This is a genomic window from Streptomyces sp. NPDC093568 (assembly GCF_044764945.1).
GTDB lineage: Bacteria > Actinomycetota > Actinomycetes > Streptomycetales > Streptomycetaceae > Streptomyces.
In genome coordinates this window covers 1,147,547-1,163,598 of the sequence record NZ_JBIWJD010000001.1, presented here as the reverse complement: position 1 = coordinate 1,163,598, position 16,052 = coordinate 1,147,547, and the positions used below count along the sequence as shown (strand labels likewise).

The window sequence follows — 16,052 nt, the reverse complement described above, 5'->3', positions numbered from 1 at the left end:
CTGCGGCAAATTTATTGCCTCATAGGCAAAAATTCTGGCGTCGGCTGTCGGCCCCCCGGTGGGCGAGCCCCGCGGGACCTCACCGGTTGGCGACCGCCTGCTTGATCAACGTCTTCCCGAAGTCCCACATCAGCCCACCCCCGCTGTGCGCGTCGTCCATCACGTCCGTGAAAGCGTCGACGAACCGGTCCACCTCCCGCTCACCGATGATCAGCGGCGGGATGAGCTTGATCACCTCCAGGTGGTCACCGGAGACCTGCGTGAGGATCCGGTGCCGTCGCAGCAGCGGGACGACGACCATCTGCGCGAACAGGCCCTTGCGCGCGGCCTGGAGCATGGTCCAGCGGCCGCGCAGCTTCAGCGAGTCGGGCCGGCCGAACTCGATGCCGATCATCAGGCCCCGGCCCCGGACGTCGGCGAGCAGCTCGTACTTGTCGGTCAGTGCCGCGAGCCGGGACCTCAGCTGCTCCCCGGTCACCCGCGCGCCCGCGACGATCTGCTCGTTCTCGATGACGGACAGCACGGCGAGCCCGGCCGCCATGGCCTGCGCGTTGGAGCCGAAGCTCGCCGAGTGGACCAGCACCCGGTCCATGGACGAGTAGACCTTCTTGAAGATCCAGTCCTTGCCTAGCGTGGCACCCACCGGCACATAGCCGCCGGAGAGCGCCTTGGCCACGCATACCAGGTCCGGCTCGACGCCCTCCTCGTGCTGGTAGGCGTAGAAGTCGCCGGTCCGGCCCAGCCCGGTCTGCACCTCGTCGGCGATGAGCAGCGCCTTGTGCCGGTGCAGCAGTTCCTGCGCGGCCCGCAGATAGCCGGGCGGGGCCTCGTGCACGCCCTTGCCCTGGATCGGCTCGACGATCAGGGCGGCCACGTCGCCCTTCTTGAGCTCCCGCGCGAGCGCGTCGAGATCGCCGAGGGGCAGGGCCGTGTCGGGCAGCAGCGGGGCGAATCCGTCCCGGAAGCCGGACTCGCCGTTGACGGACAGGGAGCCGGTGGTCAGCCCGTGGAAGGCGTGGTCGCAGTACAGGATCCGCGGCCTGCCGGTGGCGAACCGCGCGAACTTCAGCGCCGTCTCCACCGCCTCCGTCCCGCTGTTGCCGAAGAACACCCGGTCCAGGTGCGGGCTGTGCGCGAGCAGCTTCTCCGCCAGCAGGCCGGGCAGCGGCTGGCAGTCGAAGCGGGTGAGGTCGGCGAGCTGGGCGTCGAGGACGTCGTGCAGCGCCTTGCGGACGACGGGGTGGTGGCGCCCCAGGCCCATCACCCCGAACCCGGCGAGCATGTCCAGGTAGTCGTCGCCGTCCGCGTCCCAGAAGTACGCGCCCTCGGCCCGCTCGTACACCTTGTCGAAGCCGATGGTGTGCAGCATGCGCGGGAGCTGGTGGTTCAGGTACTTCCCGTGCAGCTCGTAGCGCTCGGCTCCGCGCTCGGCGATGAGTCTGCCGAGGTCGAACTCCGTGGTCATTCGGCCTTCTCCTTGACTGACACGACGCTACGGCCGTCCTGGCCGCCGTCGGCCGGGCTGTCCTCGGCCTCCTTGAGAGCCAGGCTGGCGCTGATCCGTCCGGCGACCTCGACGGGCGTGAGCCCGATGTCGGCGAGCACCTCGCTGCGCTTGGCGTGCGCGAGGAACTGCTCCGGGATGCCGAACCGCCGCACGGGCACGTCGACCTCGGCGTCGCACAAGGCCAGCGAGACGGCGGCGCCGACCCCCGAGGAGCGGCTGTTGTCCTCCACGACGGCCACCATGCGGTGCTGTGCGGCGAGGGGCGCCAGCGCGGGGTCGACGGGCTTGACCCAGCGCGGGTCGACGACGGTGCAGGTAATGCCCCGGGCCTCGAGCAGTTCGGCAGCCTGGAGGCACACCGGGGCCATCACGCCGACGGCGACCAGAAGCACGTCGGCTTCCCGCGCGGAGCCGTGCAGCACGTCCAGCCCGCCCACCCGGTCGACCGCCGGGATCGACGGTCCGACCGACTCCTTCGGGAACCGCACGAGCGTCGGCGCGTCGTCGCAGGCCACGGCCTCGCGCAGCTGCGCCCGCAGCTGGTCGGCGTCGCGTGGGGCGGCGATCCGGAGGCCGGGGACGACCTGGAGGATCGACATGTCCCACATGCCGTTGTGGGAGGCGCCGTCGGCGCCGGTGACGCCGGCCCGGTCCAGCACGAACGTCACGCCGCAGCGGTGCAGGGCGACGTCCATCAGCAGCTGGTCGAAGGCCCGGTTGAGGAAGGTGGCGTAGACGGCGACGACCGGATGCAGACCGCCCGTGGCGAGCCCCGCCGCCGACACGGCCGCGTGCTGCTCGGCGATCCCGACGTCCCAGACCCGGTCCGGGAAGCGTTCGGCGAACTTGCCGAGCCCGACGGGATGCAGCATGGCCGCCGTGATCGCCACGACGTCCTCGCGCTCCTCCCCGATCCGTACGATCTCGTCGCCGAACACCGACGTCCAGGACGGCCCGCCCGACGGTGCGAGCGGCTCGCAGGTCAGCGGGTCCATCACGCCGACGGTGTGGAAGTGGTCCTCCTCGTGGGCGAGGGCGGGTTCGTAGCCGCGCCCCTTCTCCGTGAGGCAGTGGATCAGCACCGGCCCGTGGAAGCGCTTGGCGCGGCGCAGCGCGGACTCGACGGCTCCGATGTCGTGTCCGTCGATCGGGCCGACGTACTTCAGGCCCAGATCCTCGAAGAGCCCCTGCGGCGCGAACGCGTCCTTGAAGCCCTTCTTCGCACCGTGCAGCGCCTCGTACACGGTGTTGCCGACGACGGGCGTGCGCTGCAGGACCTCCTTGCCCCAGGCCAGGACCCGCTCGTAGCTGTCCGTGGTGCGCAGCGTGGCCAGGTGGTTGGCGAGGCCCCCGATGGTCGGGGAGTACGAGCGTTCGTTGTCGTTGACGACGATGATCAGCGGCCGGTCCTTGGCCGCCGCGATGTTGTTCAGCGCCTCCCAGGCCATGCCGCCGGTCAGCGCCCCGTCGCCGATCACCGCGACGACGTGTCCCTTCTCACCCTGCACCTGGCGGGCCTTGGCGAGCCCGTCGGCCCAGCCGAGCGCTGTGGAGGCGTGGCTGTTCTCGACGATGTCGTGCTCGGACTCCTCGCGCGAGGGGTAGCCGGACAGGCCGCCCTTGCCGCGCAGTTTGGAGAAGTCCTGACGTCCCGTCAAAAGCTTGTGTACGTAGCTCTGGTGACCGGTGTCCCAGACGATGCGGTCGACCGGCGACTCGAAGACCCGGTGGAGCGCGATGGACAGTTCCACCACCCCCAGGTTGGGCCCGAGGTGTCCGCCGGTCCTGGCGACCGCGTGCACCAGGAACTCCCTGATCTCGTCGGACAGTTCACCGAGTTCCGCCTCGGACAGCGCCTTCAGGTCGCGTGGTCCCCGGATGCTCTCCAGAATCGTCACGCTCGGGCCCCCTCTCGGTCCGTGCCTTGCTTCAGTTCACAGTCACTTCTGGTTTCCCCGTGACGATGGAGGCGCCGGTGGCGGCCCCGTCCTGCTCCAGCTGTTCGGCGATCTTCATCGCCTCCTCGATCAGGGTCTCGACGATCTTGGACTCGGGCACGGTCTTGATGACCTCGCCCTTGACGAAGATCTGGCCCTTGCCGTTGCCGGAGGCGACCCCCAGATCCGCCTCTCGTGCCTCACCGGGGCCGTTCACCACGCACCCCATGACGGCGACCCGCAACGGCACCTCCATGCCCTCCAGGCCCGCCGTGACCTCGTCGGCCAGCTTGTAGACGTCGACCTGCGCACGCCCGCACGACGGGCAGGAGACGATCTCCAGCCGACGCTGCCTGAGGTTCAGCGACTCCAGGATCTGGATGCCGACCTTCACCTCCTCGGCGGGCGGGGCGCTCAGGGACACCCGGATCGTGTCGCCGATGCCCCGCGACAGCAGCGCGCCGAAGGCGACCGCCGACTTGATGGTGCCCTGGAAGGCGGGACCGGCCTCGGTGACCCCCAGGTGCAGCGGGTAGTCGCACTGCGCCGCGAGCTGCTTGTACGCCTCGATCATCACGACCGGGTCGTTGTGCTTCACCGAGATCTTGATGTCCCGGAAGTCGTGCTCCTCGAACAGCGACGCCTCCCACAGCGCGCTCTCCACGAGCGCCTCCGGGGTCGCCTTGCCGTACTTCTGCAGCAGCCGCTTGTCGAGCGACCCGGCGTTGACGCCGATACGGATCGGCGTGCCGTGGTCCTTCGCGGCCCGCGCGATCTCCTTGACCTTGTCGTCGAACTGCTTGATGTTGCCGGGATTGACGCGTACGGCAGCACAGCCGGCCTCGATCGCGGCGAACACGTACTTGGGCTGGAAGTGGATGTCCGCGATCACCGGGATCTGGGACTTACGGGCGATCGTGGCGAGGGCGTCCGCGTCGTCCTGCGTCGGACAGGCCACGCGCACGATCTGGCAGCCGGACGCCGTGAGCTCGGCGATCTGCTGCAGGGTGGCGCCGACGTCCGACGTACGGGTCGTCGTCATCGACTGCACCGACACCGGGGCACCGCCCCCGACCGCCACCGGGCCGACCTGGATCCGCCGCGACACACGTCGCTCGGCGACCGGCCGGACCGGTACCTCGGGGACGCCCAAGGAGATGGCGGTCATGGGGTCACTCCCGGTTTCCGGAGACCGTCTCGCGCATGGCGCGCAACGACTCCTTGAGCGAACCCATGGTGGCGAGGACGGCGGTGGGCTCGTAGCCGCAGTGCGCCATGCAGTTGGCGCAGCGCGGGTCCTTGCCCCGGCCGTACTTGTCCCAGTCGGTCTCCTCGATCAGCTCCCGGTACGTCGGGACGTACCCGTCGCTCATCAGGTAGCAGGGACGCTGCCAGCCGAACAGCGAGTAGTTCGGGATCGCCCATGCGGTGCACGGGAAGTCGACCTTGCCCTCCAGGAAGTCCAGGAAGAGCGGGGAGTGGTTGAGCCGCCACTTGCGCCGGTTGCCGCCCGCGAAGGCCTTCTTGAACAGCTCGCGGGTCTGCTCGACGCCGAGGAAGTGCTCCTGGTCGGGGGCCTTCTCGTAGGCGTAGGCGGGCGAGATCATCATCTCGTCGACCTTGAGGTCGTCGTTGAGGAAGTTCAGCACCTCGACGATGGTCTGCGGGGTGTCGGTGTTGAAGAAGGTCGAGTTGGTGGTGACCCGGAAGCCGCGCCGCTTGGCCTCCTTGATCGCCTCGACCGCCTCGTCGAACACGCCCTCCTTGGCGACCGACTCGTCGTGGCGCTCGCGCAGGCCGTCGATGTGCACGGCGAAGGCGAAGTAGGGCGAGGGCGTGAACTTGTCGATCTTCTTGCGCAGCAGCACGGCGTTCGTGCACAGGAAGACGTACTTCCGCTTGGCCACCAGCTGGCGCACGATCTCGTCGATCTGCGGGTGCATCAGCGGCTCGCCGCCGGCGATGGACACCATGGGCGCACCGGATTCGAGCACCGCCCCCACGGCCTGGGCCACCGGCATGCGCTGCTTCAGGACTCCGGCCGGGTGCTGGATCTTCCCGCAGCCCTCGCACTTGAGGTTGCAGGCGAACAGCGGCTCCAGCTCGACGATCAGCGGGAACTTCTCACGCCTGCGAAGCTTCTGTTCGGCCAAGTAAGTAGCGACCTTGATGGACTGACGCAGCGGCATGGCCATCTGGCTCACCTCCTGGGGAGCAGCAAAGAACGGTGCCATTCGTAGAATGCGGGAAGAACGGAACGAAGGACGCGGAAAGCCGATATTCCACCGCGCAACGTGCCGATCCGGACGAGTTCATGTTCTGGAGCGTCCACGACCACCCGGACGGCCGCAACCGGGCGCTCGCCCGTGCGTACGGCGCTCAGGAGCGTGGCCGCGGACTCCATGTCGACCGCGATCGCGCCGGTCGCGAGCAGATCGGACCGTTCCTGACCTCGGACGACATGATCCGAGCCGGTGAGCGGTCCGGTGTGGACGGTGCGGCCCGGGACGGTCCGCACGAGTTCTTTGACGAGTAGGTCGGTCCCGACGCACGGAACGGTTCCCGCCGGATCCCGGGTCTCCTCGGCGACGACCAGATCGCCGGGGTGCATCCCGGGGGCGAGCCCCGCGCAGAAGCCGGTGGCGAGCACGGCGGCCCCGCCGAGGACGGGGTCGCCCAGAACGCGGGTGACGGAGCGCTCGGCGGCCTTCGGTCCCATGCCCGTACGGAGCACGGTGACCGGCCCGCCCGCCCCGCCGCGCTCGCTCGTGCGCAGGGCGAACTGCTCGATGCCGAGCGCGCAGGCGATCAGCAGCGGGGCCGGGGCGGGCTGGGGGCTCATCAGCTCACCTCGGCCCCGGTGACCGACGCGTCGGCCTTCTCGGCGAAGGGCTCGCCGTGGACGTACCGGCCGAGCGCGGTCAGCGGGAAGACCTGGCGGTAGAGGTGGTAGTTGATCGAGAAGTCCCAGGGGAAGCCGGTACCCGTGAAGTACGGCTCGTCCCAGGACCCGTCCTCCATCTGGGTGGTCGCGAGCCATTCGACGCCGCGCTCGACGGCCTTGGAGTCCCTCTCCCCCGCGGCCAGCAGCGCCATCAGCGCCCACGCGGTCTGCGACGCGGTCGAGGCGCCCTTGCCGCTCCACTCCTTGACGTACTTGTAGGAGCGCAGGTCCTCGCCCCAGCCGCCGTCGTCGTTCTGGACGGACTCCAGCCAGGTGACGGCGCGGCGGATCGCCGGGTGGGAGCCCGGCATACCGGCCGCCACCAGGGCGGGTACGACCGACCCGGTGCCGTAGACGTAGTTCACGCCCCAGCGCCCGAACCACGAGCCGTCGGGCTCCTGCTCGGCGAGCAGCCACTGGATCCCGCGCCGGGTGCGCGGGTCGTGCGCGAGTCCCTCCACCGCGAGCATCTCGACGACATGCGCGGTGACGTCCGCCGAGGGCGGGTCGATGACCTCGCCGAAGTCACAGAACGGCAGCCGGTTGGGGAACGGGCTGGTGTTGTCGACGTCGAAGGCGCCCCAGGCCCCGTTGCGGGACTGCATGCCGAGGTTCCAGCGCACCCCGCGCCCGATCGCCTTCTCCACCCGCTCCGGGTCGTGGTGCCTGACCCGGCGCAGCGCGAGGACGACCTCGGCGGTGTCGTCGATGTCGGGGTAGTTGTCGTTGTGGAACTCGAACGCCCAGCCGCCCGGCGGCAGTTGGGGCCGCTTGACCGCCCAGTCGCCGGGCCGGACGATCTCCTCGCCCAGCATCCAGTCGGCGGCCTTGACCAGCTGCGGGTGATCGGCGGGTACGCCCGCGTCCGCGAGCGCGATGGTCGCGAGGCAGGTGTCCCACACCGGGGACTGACAGGCCTCGATCATCCGGGCCCCGTCCTCGCGCCAGACGGCGAAGCGGTCCAGCGACGCCAACCCCTCGCGCATCACGGGGTGTTCGAGGTCGTAGCCGAGCAGCCGCAGCGCGATGATCGAGTACACCGCCGGCGGCTGGATGCCGCCCCAGCAGCCGTCGTTCTCCTGCCGTTCGATGATCCAGCGCGCGGCGCTGTTCATCGCGGCTCTGCGCAGCCGGCGCGGGACGACCTTGCGCAGCTGGTGCAGGACCTTGTCGAGCCGCTGGAAGGCGCCGTCCCAACTGGCCACCGGAGCGAGGGGCCCCGGCGGGTTGGGGTTCGCCGGGTCGGTGTGCAGCTCGTCGAGCGGGAAGGGCGCGGGCCGTACGGGGCGCATCGCGGAGACGATCGTCAGCGGGACGATGGTCTGCCGGGCCCAGCACCCGAAGTCGTAGATGTTGAGCGGCACCCACTTGGGGAAGTAGATGAGTTCCGGCGGGAGTTCGGGCAGGTCCTCCCACTTCCACCAGCCGAACAGGGCCAGCCAGATCCGGGTGAAGACCCGGCAGGCGGCGATGCCCCCCTGTTCGCGGATCCAGGCGGAGGCCTTCGCCATGTGCGGGGCGTCCGGGGCGTCGCCGGCCAGCCGGAGGGCGACGTACGCCTCGACGGTGGCGGAGAGCTCGCCGGGGGCGCCGTAGAAGGTGCCCCAGGTGCCGTCCTCGCGCTGCTCGCCGCGGATGAAGAGCGCGGCGGCCCGCGTGGTCTTCTCGTCCCGGATGCCCAGGAACTGACGGAGCAGAAGGTCCTCGGCGTCCATGGTGACGTTCGTCTCGAGGTCGCCCTTCCACCAGCCCTGGGCGTCCTGCTTGGCCAGCAGGAAGTCAGTGGCGCGCCGCACCGCGCGCAAGGCGGCCTCTTCGACCCCGGCCGCCACGGGGGTCTCGCTGTCGGTGTCGCTGGCCGCGGCTGCCCGGGGCGGCAGTGCCCAGGTGCTTCCGTCGGTCGTCGCTGTCATGGCTTCCCCTTCGTGCAGTGCTACTGGTAGTGCGTCTGCTGTGGGTCCGCCGTCGGCCGGTGCGCTTCATCCAGCGACACCGGCCGGCGACTACGCGAGGGCTATTCGACCGATACTGATCATCTCTTTTCGCCCGGTGGTGATCATCTCTTCCGTACGACGACGAAGTCGGCGAGCGCCGTGAACTGCGCCCGGACCTGGTCGGGCATGTCCACGGTGTCGAGGGCCTCGACGGCGACGGCGTGCTGGCGGCGCGCCTCCTCGGCGGTCCACTCGCGGCCGCCCGCCTCCTCGATGAGGGCGGCGCGGGCGGCGAACTCCTCCTCGGAGAAGTTCTCGAAGTCGCTGCTCTTGGCGTCGGCGGCGAGGATCTCGCCGAGCCGCTCGGAGGCAGGACCGCCCGCCGCGAGCGCGGCCACCACCGGCAGGGACTTCTTGCGCTGGCGCAGGTCGCTCCAGGTCTGCTTGCCGGTCGAGACCGGGTCGCCCCAGATGCCGAGCAGGTCGTCGACGGCCTGGAAGGCGAGGCCGAGGTGGTAGCCGTACTTCTCCAGGGTGTCGGCGGTGTGGTCGTCGGCGCCGGCGAGCACCGCGCCGATGGAGCTGGCGCAGGCGATCAGGGCGCCGGTCTTGTTGCCCTCCATCTCCAGGCACTCCTCGACTCCGACGCGGTCGCGGTGCTCGTAGGAGATGTCCTGCGCCTGGCCGTCGATGAGGGCGCGGGTGGCGGTGATGAGCCTGCGGGTGGCGCGGCCCGCCTCGACGGTGCCGAGCTCCAGCAGGACCTCGTTGGCGAGCGCGAACAGGGCGTCGCCGACGAGGATGGCTTGGGCGGGGCCGTGCACCTTCCAGACCGTGTCGCGATGGCGGCGCTGCTCGTCGCCGTCCATCAGGTCGTCGTGCAGCAGCGAGAAGTTGTGCACCAGCTCGACGGCGACGCCGCCGGGGATGCCCGTCTCGGGCGCCGCGCCGGTGACCTCCGCGGAGAGCAGGGCGAGCGCGGGGCGTACGGCCTTGCCGCCGTCGCCGGCCGTGGGGTTGCCGGCGGCGTCGATCCAGCCGAAGTGGTAGGCGGAAACGGTGTCCATGGGAGGGGCCAGGCGGTCGACCGCCGCCCGCAGTACCGGGGTGGTCAGGGTCCTACCGCGCTCCAGGAGCGCGGCCACGTCCACCGCGGTCTCTCGAGCGGCCTTCTCGGCCGGGGGCACAGTGGGCACAGTCTCTCCTCTTGTTGCGGTACCGGGGGTGCGGGGGCCTGCCGCCGTGCGCTCGTTCAGCATCACGCCGCCTCCTCGACGTCGAAGAGGTGACCGGGGCGGGGCCGGCCCAGGGCGCTCAGCGCGGCGCCGGCCGCACTCACGCCACTGCGGACCGCACTCTCCATGGTCGCGGGCCACCCTGTGGCGGTCCACGCTCCGGCCAAGTAGAGGCCGGGTGCCTTGGTACGGGCGCCGGGCCGCAGCCGCCCGACGCCGGGGGTGGGGGCGAACGTCGCTGTACGCTCCCGGGTCACGAAGAAGTCCTTCACCTCGGCGCCGCGCGTGGCGGGCAACAGCCGCTCCAGCTCGGGCAGATACCGCTCGCGAAGCGCGGCTGCGGGCTCGTCGATCTCGTCCTGCGCGGCCGACTGGGACAGCGCGAGGTACTGGCCGTCCCGCAGCCCGGAGGCCTCGGTGCGGTCGAACACCCACTGCACCGGGGAGCCGAGGGCCGTGAAGAACGGCCTGCTCAGCACCTTGCGGTCGTAGACGACATGGACGTTGAGGATCGGCGCGGTGCCGATCTCGAGGAGCTGCCGCGGAGCGTCGAGGGCACCGTCGGGCAGCAGGTCGTACGCCTCGCGCTGGGCGACCGCGAGCACGACCGCGTCCGCGCGGAGCGTCTCGCCGGGAACCTGAACGCTCCAGCGGCCGTTTTCGTCAGTGGAGAGGGAGGTGACGCGTGTACGGACCTCGGTACGGACGCCCGCGGTGTCGAGCGCCTTGCGGGCCAGCCGGTCGTGCAGTTCGCCCAGCGGGACACGCGCCCATCCGATGTCGGCCGCGCCCGGGTCGGACAGCAGACCGGTCTTGAACACCATCGCGGCGAGCCCCAGCGAGGCGTCGCCCGCGACCGCGTTGAGAGTGGCGACCCCGACCAGGTCCCACAGGGCCTCGACGGCACGCGCCGACTGACCGTGCGCGGTCAGCCAGCTGCCGAAGTCCTGGGTGTCCAGGGTCGGATCGGCGAGGTCGAGCCCCTTGAGCGCGAGCGCGGCCCGCCCGACCCTGGCGCGCTCGGCGAGTGACAGATGCGGATAGGTGGCGAGGCTCCGGCCCAGGTGCAGGGGCACGGGCAGCGCGTCGCGCCGCAGTCTGCCGAGCCGTCGTCCCTCGGGCTTGTCCACGTCGAGTACGGGCACGTCGAGACGATCCTGCAGCGGCGCCAGCGCGGTGCCCTCGATCCGGTCGAGGAACCAGCGGTAGGCGGTGCAGCAGCGCAGATAGACGTGCTGTCCGTTGTCGACGGTCAGGTCGCCGCGCTGGAAGGAGAAGGCCAGGCCACCCAGCCTCGGCCTGCCCTCGATCAGGGTGACGCGGACGCCCGCGTCGGCGAGCGCGAGCGCGGCGGTGATGCCGGCGAGCCCGCCGCCGATCACGACGGCGTCCCTCCCGGAGTGTTTCGGGATGTCCGCGAGCGACCCCTCTGGCCGCGTGCCGTCGGTCATCGTGCACCCTCCCCTGAGCCGCCGTGCCGGTGCTCGAACGGTGCACGGCCGGTCGTCTCAGTCAGGGACGCGAGGAGGCGGCGGAGGGTTGCCCGCCACTTTTCGCCGGTGGAATCACCATGGGCCGCAATGTCCATCAGGCGCGCCTCCTGACGGTTCGGGTGACATGCCGGGTGTCCAGTCCGGACAGGCCGCGCACGGCGACGTAGGCCTTCTCGCGTCCGGGCAGCGAGACCCGGCCGCGCAGCACGGCCTCCGGGTCGCGCTCGATGCGGTCCAGCAGACGGCGGTAGATGCCGGCCATGGCGGCGACACAGGCTCCGCTGCGCCGGTCGAGCATGGGGAGCAGCCGGTAGCCCTCGGCGAAAAGGGCGCGGGCCCGTCGCACTTCGAAGTGGACGAGGCCCGCGAAGTCGGAGCCCTCCGGTGGGGTCGGCCCGCTGAAGCCGGCCGAGCAGCCGAATTTGGCGAGGTCGTCGGAGGGCAGGTAGGTGCGCCCGCCCTCGGCGTCCTCGCGGACGTCGCGCAGGATGTTGGTGAGTTGCAGGGCGAGCCCGAGGGTGTCGGCGTACTCGGGGGCGCGCTCTGCGCCACGCGCACCCGCTTCGGTGCCGAACACACCGAGCGAGAGCCGTCCGATGGCGCCCGCGACACAGCGGCAGTAGACCTTGAGGTCGTCCCAGGTCTCGTAGGTCTCGCCGCGCACGTCCATCAGGACGCCCTCGATCAGCTCGTCCAGTCCGCCGAGCGGGATCCGGAAGGCGTCGGCGGCATGGGCGAGGGCCACGGCCACGGGGTCGACGTCGTCCTCGTCGACGGCCCGGTCACGGATCCGGGTCAGCAGCCGGCGGGTGTCCTCGAGCCTGGCGACCTTGACGTCGTCGGTCAGGGCGCCGTCGCCGATGTCGTCGACACGGCGCGAGAACGCGTACAGCGCCGACATCGCCCGGCGCTTGGGTGTGGGCAGCAGCCTGATGCCGTAGGCGAAGTTACGGGCCTGCTGTCCGGTGACGGCCTCGCAGTAGCTGTAGGCGGCGAGTACCGGTGCGGACGCGTGTGGTGCAGACTCCACGGTCCGGATCACCCCTCTCCTCGCAGAGTCACGCCCACCTCGCGCAGCAGCTGGAGTCTGCTGGCCTTGGGCGGGCCGGGAAGTACGTCGTATTCGGCGGCGGCGATCGCACGGATCGCCGCCCTTCCCCCCGCCACGAAACCCGCCAGCAGCAGCCTGAGCCTGCCGTGGACGCTACCCACCAGGGGGGTGCCTTCATTCAGGAGGTTCCGGGCACGTTCGGCTTCGTACGCGACCAGTGCGCGCACCGATGCGCCCGCTGTTTTCGCCGCGAGATCGGTTTCCTGGACGTGAAAGCGTTTCATGTCCTCGGCGGGCAGGTAGATCCGGTCACGGCCGAGGTCCTCGGCGACGTCCTGGAGGTGCTCGACGAGCTGGAGCGCGGTGCACACCGCGTCGGAGCGGCGGATCCGCTCGGGGGTGGCGGTGCCGGTGACGGCGAGGACGAGCCGGCCGACGGGGTTGGCGGACAGTTCGCAGTAGGCAAGGAGATCGTCGTAGGTCTCGTAGCGCCCGACGAGCTGGTCCTGGCGGTTGGCGGCGATCAGGCCGAGGAAGGGCTCCGGGGTCAGAAAGCGGCGGCGCACGGTCGGCTGGAGGCGGCGCAGCAGGGGGTGACGGGGGGTGCCGTCGAAGACCCGGCGCAGATCGGCCTCGAAGGCGTCGAGCATGACCAGGCGGTCCTCGGCCTGTGCGGCCGACACGCCGAGCAGCCGGGCGTCGGCACCGCCGGGGGCGAGATCGCCGTCGCCGATGTCGTCGACGAGGCGGGCGAAGCCGTAGACGGCCATGAGGTCGGCACGCCAGGCCCTGGGCAGGAAGAACGGCGCCACGGGGAAGTTCTCCGCGGCGGCCTTGTCGAGTGTGCCGCGCTCCGGATCGTCGGCGCGCGGACCGGTCGCGGTCACCGTGGACTGCCCGGGGCGGGGACGGCGCAGGCGGAGGCGTTGAGCTGGGGAGTTTCCGTAGCCATTGCCGTCACATCTCCCGTTCTACACCGCAGACCCAATGCACACTATTTCGGACACGCCGCCCGGCTGTCCGCGCCGCAGCCCGGAGAGTGGGGTGTCGCGCCTTATCGCCCCACTTGCCGCGTTTCGGCACCGGTACAGCTTACGTTGTACAACGCGCCGCGGCCCGTGGGGGTGTCCTGCACATCACAACAACACACCGATTGACGTCAAGATTCCGAAAGCCAGCGGGAGTTGACGTTTCCTTTGCAGACGCGGGCCCCGCCGGGGCAGTTCCGGCGGGGCTCCGGGAAAGGCGATGGGCCGCTTGGCCCATGGCCGGGTCGACTACTTGCCGGTGAACTTCTCGTACTCCTTGAGGACCTCGTCCGTCGGTCCGTCCATGCGCAGCTCGCCGCGTTCCAGCCACAGGACGCGGTTGCAGGTGTCGCGGATGGACTTGTTGTTGTGGCTGACCAGGAACACGGTGCCGGCTTCCTTGCGCAGCTCGCGGATGCGGTCCTCGGAGCGCTTCTGGAACTTGCGGTCGCCGGTGGCGAGGGCCTCGTCGATCATGAGGACGTCGTGGTCCTTGGCGGCGGCGATGGAGAAGCGCAGCCGGGCCGCCATGCCGGAGGAGTAGGTGCGCATGGGGAGCGTGATGAAGTCGCCCTTCTCGTTGATGCCGGAGAAGTCGACGATCTCCTGGTAGCGCTCCTTGATCTGCTCGCGGGACATCCCCATCGCGAGCCCGCCCAATATGACGTTGCGCTCGCCGGTGAGGTCGTTCATCAGGGCGGCGTTCACGCCGAGCAGCGAGGGCTGGCCGTCGGTGTAGACCTTGCCCTTCTCCGGCGGGAGCAGGCCGGCGATGGCCCGCAGCAGGGTGGACTTGCCGGAGCCGTTGGAGCCGATCAGGCCGATCGCCTCGCCGCGGTAGGCGACGAAGGAGACGCCGCGTACGGCGTGCACCTTGCGTACGCCGCGCTCCTCGCCGCGCTTCAGGATCCGGCTCAGCGCGGCGGTGGCGCTGCCCTTGCCGGACTTGGCGCCGTTGACGCGGTAGACGATGTGCAGCTCGTCCGCGATGACGGTGGGGATCTGCGCGTCGGTGTTCTGCTCAGCCACGGCCGTACCTCTCCTCCGCCTTCCAGAAGTACACGAAGCCGCCGACGGCGAACAGCACGGCCCAGCCGGCGGCGGCCGCCCAGACGTGGTCGGGCAGGTTCGAGGAGCCGTAGCCGTCGATGAGGGCGAAGCGCATCAGGTCCATGTAGACCGCGGCCGGGTTCCACTGCAGGACGGTGGAGATCCACTGCGGCTTGTCGGCCAGCATCACGGGGATGGAGAACATCACGCCGGACGCGTACATCCACGTACGCATCACGAACGGCATGAGCTGCGCCAGGTCCGGGGTCTTGGCGCCGGCGCGGGCCATGATCAGGGCGAGGCCGGTGTTGAACAGGAACTGCAGGACCAGCACCGGGAGGATCAGCACCCAGCTGAGCTTCGGGTAGCTGCCGAAGCCGATGGCCACGGCGAACAGCACGATCATCGAGTACAGCAGCTGCTGGAGCTGCTGGAGCGCGAAGGAGACGGGCAGCGCGGCACGCGGGAAGTGCAGGGCGCGCACGAGGCCGAGGTTGCCGGAGATCGCGCGTACCCCCGCCATCACCGAGCTCTGGGTGAAGGTGAACACGAAGACGCCCGTGACCAGGAACGGGATGTACACCTCGCGCGGCATGCCCCGGTCGGCCTCGAGGATCACGCCGAAGATGAAGAAGTACACGGCCGCGTTCAGCAGCGGGGTCGCCACCTGCCAGAGCTGGCCGAGCTTCGCCTGGCTGTACTGGGCGGTCAGCTTCGCCCGCGAGAACGCGAGGACGAAGTGCCGCCGGTCCCACAGCTGGCGGACGTACTCGAACAGCGAGGGCCGGGCGCCGCTCACGGACAGCCCGTACTTGGCGGCCAGCTGGGCCGCCGCGAGTCCCTCGTCGGGCGACGGCGGCGCGCTCACCGCGACCGTGCCGTCGTGCGTTGTCTCACTCACCGGTTGAAACTTTCGTCTTCGAGATGCGCAGCCTGTGCGGGCATGGCATGAACCTGGGGCCGGGGTAACGGTCCGGTCGCTCTCAGGGTCGAGCCTGTCAGATGACAGGAGGTCGGCCCAGTCGAGTCAGCCGCCACACCGTACGCCACTTCATGGGCCTGCGGGGACCGCACGGAGTGGTCCAGCCTTCCCGGAATCCGCCGAACCATGCCCGCAGCGCCGGGCGGGAGGGCCGCCGCAGGAGGGTGAGCAGCATCCAGACGCCCAGGTAGACCGGGACGAGGGGGGCGGGGAGGTTGCGGCGGGCGAGCCAGACCCGGTTGCGGGCGACCATGCGGTGGTAGACCGCGTGCCGCGAGGGCGCGGTCGTCGGGTGGAACAGCACCATGTCGGACCGGTAGTCGATCATCCAGCCCGCGTCGAGGGCCCGCCATGCCAGATCGGTTTCCTCATGGGCGTAGAAGAATGCGTCCGGCAGCCCGCCGACTTCGGCGAGGACCTTGGTGCGCACGGCGTTGGCGCCGCCGAGGAAGGTGGTGACCCGGGAGGAGCGCATCGGGTCGGAGGCGCGCAGCCGGGGCACGTGGCGGCGCTGGGTGACGCCGGTGTCCGGGTCGGCGATGCGGAAGCTGACGATGCCGAGCCTCGGGTCGGTCGCGAAGGCCTCGCGGCAGAGCTCGGCGGTGTCGTGGTGGGCGAGGAGGCCGTCGTCGTCGAGGAAGAGCAGTATGTCGACGTCCCGGCCGCTGGGTCCGAAGGCCTCGATGCCGATGTTGCGGCCGCCGGGGATGCCGAGGTTCTCGGGCAGTTCGACGGTGCGCACGCCCTCGGGGACCTCGGGGACCGGGGAGCCGTTGCCGACGACGACGACCTCGACCGGGTCGCCGTTCTGCTTGGCGACCGAGTCGAGGAGGGAGCGGAGCTCGTCGGGGCGGTTGCCCATGGTGATGACCACCGCGCCGACCTTCATGC

Annotated in this window: 14 protein-coding genes; all 14 read right to left on the bottom strand. The window is 70.4% G+C overall.

The features are described 5' to 3' along the window. Positions 1 to 79: 79 nt before the first annotated feature. Positions 80 to 1,465, bottom strand: coding sequence for an aspartate aminotransferase family protein (locus ACIRD7_RS04980; protein WP_403449818.1), 1,386 nt, complete (start codon positions 1,463 to 1,465; stop codon positions 80 to 82). Further along, positions 1,462 to 3,405 carry a 1-deoxy-D-xylulose-5-phosphate synthase gene (dxs, locus tag ACIRD7_RS04975; protein ID WP_403449816.1) on the bottom strand — a complete coding sequence of 648 codons (1,944 nt, stop codon included), beginning with the start codon at positions 3,403 to 3,405 and terminating at the stop codon, positions 1,462 to 1,464. Before dxs ends, ACIRD7_RS04980 begins: the two co-directional genes overlap by 4 nt. A 31-nt stretch (positions 3,406 to 3,436) precedes the next feature. Then, positions 3,437 to 4,612 carry a flavodoxin-dependent (E)-4-hydroxy-3-methylbut-2-enyl-diphosphate synthase gene (ispG, locus tag ACIRD7_RS04970; RefSeq protein WP_403449813.1) on the bottom strand — a complete coding sequence of 392 codons (1,176 nt, stop codon included), beginning with the start codon at positions 4,610 to 4,612 and terminating at the stop codon, positions 3,437 to 3,439. A gap of 4 nt (positions 4,613 to 4,616) precedes the next feature. Beyond that, the gene (gene hpnH, locus ACIRD7_RS04965) at positions 4,617 to 5,639 is read right to left on the bottom strand and encodes an adenosyl-hopene transferase HpnH (RefSeq protein ID WP_403449811.1); all 1,023 of its coding nucleotides are present in this window, start codon (positions 5,637 to 5,639) and stop codon (positions 4,617 to 4,619) included. Positions 5,640 to 5,644: 5 nt separating this feature from the next. Next, positions 5,645 to 6,286 (bottom strand): 1-hydroxy-2-methyl-2-butenyl 4-diphosphate reductase, encoded by a 642-nt coding sequence (locus ACIRD7_RS04960; protein ID WP_403449808.1) that lies wholly within the window; start codon positions 6,284 to 6,286, stop codon positions 5,645 to 5,647. After that, on the bottom strand, positions 6,286 to 8,301 hold the full coding sequence (gene shc, locus ACIRD7_RS04955) for a squalene--hopene cyclase (protein ID WP_403449805.1): 2,016 nt from the start codon (positions 8,299 to 8,301) through the stop codon (positions 6,286 to 6,288). The genes ACIRD7_RS04960 and shc overlap by 1 nt, the downstream gene beginning before the upstream one ends. Positions 8,302 to 8,444: 143 nt before the next feature. Continuing rightward, entirely contained in the window at positions 8,445 to 9,581 is a 1,137-nt protein-coding gene (locus tag ACIRD7_RS04950) for a polyprenyl synthetase family protein (RefSeq protein WP_403451670.1), read from the bottom strand. Next, positions 9,581 to 11,008 carry a hydroxysqualene dehydroxylase HpnE gene (gene hpnE, locus ACIRD7_RS04945; protein WP_403449802.1) on the bottom strand — a complete coding sequence of 476 codons (1,428 nt, stop codon included), beginning with the start codon at positions 11,006 to 11,008 and terminating at the stop codon, positions 9,581 to 9,583. The genes ACIRD7_RS04950 and hpnE overlap by 1 nt, the downstream gene beginning before the upstream one ends. Next, a complete protein-coding gene (locus tag ACIRD7_RS04940; RefSeq protein WP_403449800.1) occupies positions 11,005 to 11,145 on the bottom strand; it encodes a DUF6380 family protein in 141 nt (46 codons plus the stop codon). Before ACIRD7_RS04940 ends, hpnE begins: the two co-directional genes overlap by 4 nt. Then, positions 11,145 to 12,092 (bottom strand): presqualene diphosphate synthase HpnD, encoded by a 948-nt coding sequence (hpnD, locus tag ACIRD7_RS04935; protein ID WP_403449798.1) that lies wholly within the window; start codon positions 12,090 to 12,092, stop codon positions 11,145 to 11,147. The genes ACIRD7_RS04940 and hpnD overlap by 1 nt, the downstream gene beginning before the upstream one ends. After that, positions 12,089 to 12,988 (bottom strand): squalene synthase HpnC, encoded by a 900-nt coding sequence (gene hpnC, locus ACIRD7_RS04930; protein ID WP_403449795.1) that lies wholly within the window; start codon positions 12,986 to 12,988, stop codon positions 12,089 to 12,091. Before hpnC ends, hpnD begins: the two co-directional genes overlap by 4 nt. Before the next feature lie 390 nt (positions 12,989 to 13,378). Continuing rightward, positions 13,379 to 14,158: an ABC transporter ATP-binding protein gene (locus ACIRD7_RS04925; protein WP_403449792.1), complete on the bottom strand. Its 780-nt coding sequence runs from the start codon at positions 14,156 to 14,158 to the stop codon at positions 13,379 to 13,381. Further along, a complete protein-coding gene (locus ACIRD7_RS04920; RefSeq protein ID WP_403449789.1) occupies positions 14,151 to 15,080 on the bottom strand; it encodes an ABC transporter permease in 930 nt (309 codons plus the stop codon). Before ACIRD7_RS04920 ends, ACIRD7_RS04925 begins: the two co-directional genes overlap by 8 nt. A 97-nt stretch (positions 15,081 to 15,177) precedes the next feature. Continuing rightward, positions 15,178 to 16,050: a glycosyltransferase family 2 protein gene (locus ACIRD7_RS04915; protein ID WP_403451668.1), complete on the bottom strand. Its 873-nt coding sequence runs from the start codon at positions 16,048 to 16,050 to the stop codon at positions 15,178 to 15,180. Between the last annotated feature and the right edge of the window lie 2 nt (positions 16,051 to 16,052).